This is a genomic window from Nitrospinota bacterium (assembly GCA_009873635.1).
Taxonomy (GTDB): Bacteria; Nitrospinota; Nitrospinia; order Nitrospinales; family VA-1; genus LS-NOB.
In genome coordinates this window covers 93,842-98,997 of the sequence record WAHY01000004.1, presented here as the reverse complement: position 1 = coordinate 98,997, position 5,156 = coordinate 93,842, and the positions used below count along the sequence as shown (strand labels likewise).

Annotated in this window: 7 protein-coding genes; all 7 read right to left on the bottom strand. The window is 46.0% G+C overall.

What is annotated here, in order from left to right; translation table 11 throughout:
- Positions 1 to 351 (bottom strand): quinolinate synthase (locus tag F3741_04115; protein MZG29987.1); only part of this gene is annotated, 351 nt, incomplete at its 3' end.
- Positions 352 to 356: 5 nt separating this feature from the next.
- Complete coding sequence (locus F3741_04110; GenBank protein ID MZG29986.1) at positions 357 to 701, bottom strand: histidine triad nucleotide-binding protein; 345 nt, start codon at positions 699 to 701, stop codon at positions 357 to 359.
- Positions 694 to 2,205 carry a proteasome accessory factor PafA2 family protein gene (locus F3741_04105; GenBank protein MZG29985.1) on the bottom strand — a complete coding sequence of 504 codons (1,512 nt, stop codon included), beginning with the start codon at positions 2,203 to 2,205 and terminating at the stop codon, positions 694 to 696. Before F3741_04105 ends, F3741_04110 begins: the two co-directional genes overlap by 8 nt.
- A gap of 15 nt (positions 2,206 to 2,220) precedes the next feature.
- Positions 2,221 to 3,021 (bottom strand): proteasome subunit alpha, encoded by an 801-nt coding sequence (locus F3741_04100; protein MZG29984.1) that lies wholly within the window; start codon positions 3,019 to 3,021, stop codon positions 2,221 to 2,223.
- A complete protein-coding gene (locus F3741_04095) occupies positions 3,018 to 3,194 on the bottom strand; it encodes a ubiquitin-like protein UBact (protein ID MZG29983.1) in 177 nt (58 codons plus the stop codon). The genes F3741_04100 and F3741_04095 overlap by 4 nt, the downstream gene beginning before the upstream one ends.
- Before the next feature lie 48 nt (positions 3,195 to 3,242).
- The gene (locus F3741_04090) at positions 3,243 to 3,980 is read right to left on the bottom strand and encodes a proteasome subunit alpha (GenBank protein MZG29982.1); all 738 of its coding nucleotides are present in this window, start codon (positions 3,978 to 3,980) and stop codon (positions 3,243 to 3,245) included.
- A 53-nt stretch (positions 3,981 to 4,033) separates the two neighbouring features.
- Positions 4,034 to 5,156 (bottom strand): proteasome accessory factor PafA2 family protein (locus tag F3741_04085; protein ID MZG29981.1); only part of this gene is annotated, 1,123 nt, incomplete at its 5' end.

The following is a 5,156-nucleotide window of genomic DNA, read 5'->3' as shown; positions in this document are numbered from 1 at the left end:
AAGGGAACAACCCCCATTTGGGTTTGGGTCGAGCACCGTTTTGTCTGGACTGAGAATCTTCGCGGTTTCTGCCATAAAACGAACCGCTGCAAAGACAATGATATCCGCGTTGGATTCTTTGGCTTTTTTTGATAAACCATAAGAGTCGCCGGTAAAATCTGCAACACTATAGAATATTTGTGGGGCAACGTAATTATGGACAAGAACAATTGCGTTTTTTTCGCGTTTGAGTTGTTCAATCCGCTCAATGGTGGGTAATAACAGTTCGCAATTTTCCCGCGTGAACTGACAAAGAGGACTGCCCACATTAATATCTTTGAGCTTTTCGTATAATTGTTCTGAGGTAATCATTTTCTCTAACCCGGTGGCCAGCCCAAGGCACGTCCGCCCAAGAGATGGAAGTGAATATGGAACACAGACTGTCCACCCCCCGCACCACAATTGACCACCAAACGATATCCCGATTTATCAAGCCCCCTCTCTACAGCCAGTTTGTTCGCCACACTGATTACCGATCCCATCAACGTATGATCTTTTTCCTCAACATCCAGCAAAGTAGCTTGATGGGTACGGGGAATGATCAGAATATGCGTGGGGGCTTGAGGATTGATATCATTTATCGCAAATAATGTATTTGATTCGTATACCTTCTCTGAAGGGATCGCTCCTTCGCTGATTTTACAAAACAGGCAATCACTCATAAGGTTTTTTTCCACTTTTGTTCTGACTTTTCAAATCCTGATTCATTTCATTTTCTTCATACGGTTGAGATTCAAATTGCTCAAGATGTTTTATGACTTCCTCTTTATAGGAAATAAAAGGATCGAGCATCAGGAACGGTTCATCTGTTTTGCTGAGGCGGAACCCAATCCAGTCAATGAGATAACTCATGTGGGAATGTTGATTAATGAGCCTTTTGACAAGTTCTCCCCGCCCATGTGCACGGGTTCCTCTCGGAGGGTTACTCTTTGAAAACTCAACCGCTTCATCAGTGGTTTTGCGATAACCATCGCCATTAGCTTCCAAGCCCCAGAACAGTCCGGATTTTTTATTCAAGTTATGGAATTCCAGATCCAGACTTTTAAGCCAGGGATCTTGCCATTCAAGATCTTCTTCATTTCTGAATTCGTTAAGCATCCAGTACTTGCTGGCCCAGTCTACCCGGCCAATAACGGCTTCCGGTCCTTTTGGCAAATCCGTCAAGACAGATTCCCAACCTTCTAGAATCCAGTCTGTTTCCCGGCTCTCGCCCGCTAAATGTTCTTTGCAGGTATTAAGAACATCCCATTGCAATTCCAATGCTGTGGAAGATTTACCGGAAGCCAGTTTTACATGCCATTTAAAGTCAGGGTCACGGGAAATGGAACGCATGGCAAAAACAGAATCGGCTAGAATCCATTCACGCTTTGCAACGCCCAGCTGCATAATCTCCAGCATAAGGGTTGTGGTGCCCATTTTCATGGCTGTCGCAAACTCGCTCATTGTGGAGTCGCCGACCAGAAGATGAATTCGCCGGTATTTGCTCGGGTCTGACAATGGCTCATCACGGGTGTTGACAATAGCCCTGTTGTACTGCACCCATCGATAAAACTCATTAGGGATATGATCGGCCCTTTGAGAAAGCTGAAAATTTACTTCCTCATCACCCTGGCTTTCATAAGGAGTCACCCCATCCCAATCTCTGAAAGGATGAGGGTCACAGGAACCAATACGTCCTGCGCCACAAAAAATCTGACGTGTTGTTAAAAAAGAAGAAAGGAGTTTCAGATTGTCCCGTTCATCAAATGGGAATCCCCTGCCTACAAGATAATTTTCGTGACACCCGAACGTTGCGCTGGTTTCAAGATCCACATTGTTCTTGATGAATGAAACATGGTCTTCCCAACCCAACTCTTCCAAAGCTTCCTGAATCATTGTGTCTCCAGCACGGTCATATGCAACCAGATCGACAAGATTAGAACATTCTGGCGAAGCGTATTCCAAATGCCCCATGTCAAGGTAAAGGCGCCCGCCATTCAGCAGGAACCCGCCATTACCCGGAGGTTCATCGTTGGCCCTGTAGTGCAGGTCCAACACTCCCTGTTTCTTTGAGAAGACATGATTCTTGATCTTGTTGGCCACCTCCATGGAGTCAAGAGGAAACTCAGAATCATTTTTGATCAGAAGCCCATATTCTGTTTCAATTCCGAAGATGCGTTTTTTCATTATGCGCCTCTAGGTTCAACCCCGCTTCAGGGATGCCTGACATATATCTGCCATTTCCTTATCGTTCAAATACCGGTAGCCTTCGCCAGTGATCAATGCCACGGTGGGGAAAATCTCATCTTCCGGTCGGGCTTTACCTGTTGCAGAATCGAACTGTGCAGCGGTCTGCAATAACCTGATTGACAGGGTGACCGCATCGTTTTCTGATCTTTCCGCCAGAGGTTTTTCTCCCCAGAGGTCTTCATATTCCAGAATTCCGCGAATCGTTGGTGAACCAGAACCGGTTGCAGTATGAGTGCTGATTTTAAAATCAGCTCCCAGCATGTCATAAAAGTGTATGCTCGCCTTTTTAGTTTTTATATCGAACGTAGCAAATATTGGGCTTACCACACCCAGTCCCTGAGCCGCCATTCCCACATTCTCTTTCAGCAGTTTAGACAGGGCACGGATTTTCCCTTCAACACTCATGGTTTGCAACTGGGAGCGTCGGTAGTACTCAAAGTTATGAGTGAGAACCCGTGCCATCTCAAAGGCTGTCGCAGGAACCCCGGCTATCGCCATGAGCGTATAATCATCAATGGGGATAACCTTGTCACAACGCTCATACATGATACTGTTGCCCGCTGTTGCGCGGCGATCACCAGCCACAATCACACCATCTTTAAAGTGGAACGCTAAAACCGTTGTGCCATGAGTTACTTTTATATTCTTTTGATGCTGGGACGGATCAATTCTGGCATTCCAGCGATAACCGGATTTTTCCAGCAACTCGAAAAAATCTCCCGGTGAAGTATGAGAGTCTGACTGAAAGTTCATTGACCTGTTCTCTGTTTGTACTTCTCAGATTGTTTAGGATCCACCTTTTTCATTCGTTTCAGAAGGCTATCTTTCCCTGGCCTTGAAGGTTCGGGTCTTGATGGACCTGAATCATCTCGATCCGGGCTACTTTCTTTTTTTTCTTCCCTTCTTAAGGGATCGTTCATTTCCATAGGATCAACTCCTTTTTTATCAGGTTTTCTCTGCCCCGGAACCGGACATTAACCAACCGATGATTTAAGCTTGTCAATCTCTTCACTTGTGAGCGCCCTGTATATGGCCCTACGCTCCACTTTTACCGATAATACAGCAGCCTCAAGATACCATTGCCCTAAAGCTTCTTTCAATGTCCTGGGGATACTTTTATCATCCTCCTCAGACTCTTTTCTACTTTCATCCCAGAGCCGACAGGTTTCTTCTAACGCCTTATCAAGGGTAAACGTTTTGAAGGGTGTGTCTTCAATTTTTTTCTGCACCTCATCCATGACTTTCTCATCACCAGAAATGACAGTGCCGTTTTTAAACGTCTCCCAATGTCCGTCATAATTCACCCTGAAAAAGTTGGGCTGGCCTTCGTTGTCGAGCTCGACAAGAAGCAGACGTATGATATAAGGGGCACGTTGTATTTCTTCAAAGTTCTGTTTGAGAGCGGGTGCAATTCCAAACTGCAGGAGCCTTGCCAAAGTTACATCCTCAGCTGAACGGTTAAAACCTTCCAGATGCGCCATATCCAAAAGCGACATTCTCAACCGTTCCACATCCGCAGGGTGGCCGACACCACCAAGTGCAATACGGTCATAGACTTCGAAGATCTTACCGGGTTGCGGAGCAAACCCCATAACGAGCACACCGCCATCGTAGGGAACCGACAAAACCGGTTGACCCATTTTCAGCTTTTCCTGAACATAATTATGGCGGGTGGAAACCGCCTCCATCCAGCGATACGGCTCTTCAAACATATTTAATATTTCCTCCAGGTTCTAGAATATGTTGCCTCAATAAGGTTATTGCCTTAAACCAGTTGCTTCCTGGAGTTAAGAACCTCTTCAACCTCTTCGGTACTTATAATCCCTGTCAGGTCCAGAACCTCTCCGTTTATAAATTCAACCCCAGTCCAATGAATACGTTTTATATTCTCAACACCTTGAGTTACAGCTTGCCCTCTTATCTGGGCCCGGGTTCCTAAAGGAGGCGACACAACGGCATGACCAATCTCTTCTTCACTTAACAGGGAATAAACTTCGCCCTCCTGCTCCAAGCCACGATACAATCCTCGTTCAGGATCCAGATTATGGTATTCCAGGTCCAGGCTTTGCAGCATGGGGTCATCCCAGGTTAAATTTTCCTCCTGCATGAATTCGCTAAATAACTTTTCCTTGATCGCCCAGTCCAGACGATCAGATAACTTTTCCGGGCTGTGCTTGAATTCACTTAACGTCCTTTTCCACTCTTTTAGAATCCAGTCCCATTCCTTATTTTTTCCCGCCAGGGATTTATCAGCCTCCTCAAGATAAGCTTCCTGAACCTCAAGGGCACTGATAGTGCCATGCGGCTTTCGTTTTAACCCCCCTGTTTTATTCAGGGAGACTTTCAACACATCAGCCACCGGATCCTCTAATTGCAGGTCAGGAAATTTTTTTCCGTTTGCTATCAGGTTCAGAACCAATGCTGTGCACCCTACTTTGAGGGCTGTGGCATAAGCTGACATATTGGCATCACCAAGAATCAAATGCAAACGACGAAATTTGCTACTCACCGCATGCGGTTCGTCCCGTGTATTGATAATAGGACGGTTCGTCATGGTCTCAATGCTTAAAAGCGTTTCAATAAAATCTGACCGTTGTGTCAACTGCAACCCCTGAAAGCTTTTGTCACTCTCTGACCCAACTTTACCTGCCCCGGCATATAACTGGCGAGTCACCAGAAATGGAGCCAGCCCGGCCACCACATCCTCAAATGGAGTGTCCCTGGGGATGAGATAGTTATCATGCGTTCCATAGCTGTGGCTACTGTAATCTGTATTATTTTTAAATACCTGAAGCGGCTTTCCTCCCAGCTCACGGTTACGAATGTCCACACATTCGGCAATGATCCGCTCTCCCGCCACATCATGCGCTACCAGCGACAACACTGAC

Coding starts and splice junctions, on each gene's coding strand:
- F3741_04110 (MZG29986.1), bottom strand. CDS start 701: ATGAGTGATTGCCTGTTTTGTAAAATCAGCGAAGGAGCGATCCCTTCA.
- F3741_04105 (MZG29985.1), bottom strand. CDS start 2,205: ATGAAAAAACGCATCTTCGGAATTGAAACAGAATATGGGCTTCTGATC.
- F3741_04100 (MZG29984.1), bottom strand. CDS start 3,021: ATGAACTTTCAGTCAGACTCTCATACTTCACCGGGAGATTTTTTCGAG.
- F3741_04095 (MZG29983.1), bottom strand. CDS start 3,194: ATGGAAATGAACGATCCCTTAAGAAGGGAAGAAAAAAAAGAAAGTAGC.
- F3741_04090 (MZG29982.1), bottom strand. CDS start 3,980: ATGTTTGAAGAGCCGTATCGCTGGATGGAGGCGGTTTCCACCCGCCAT.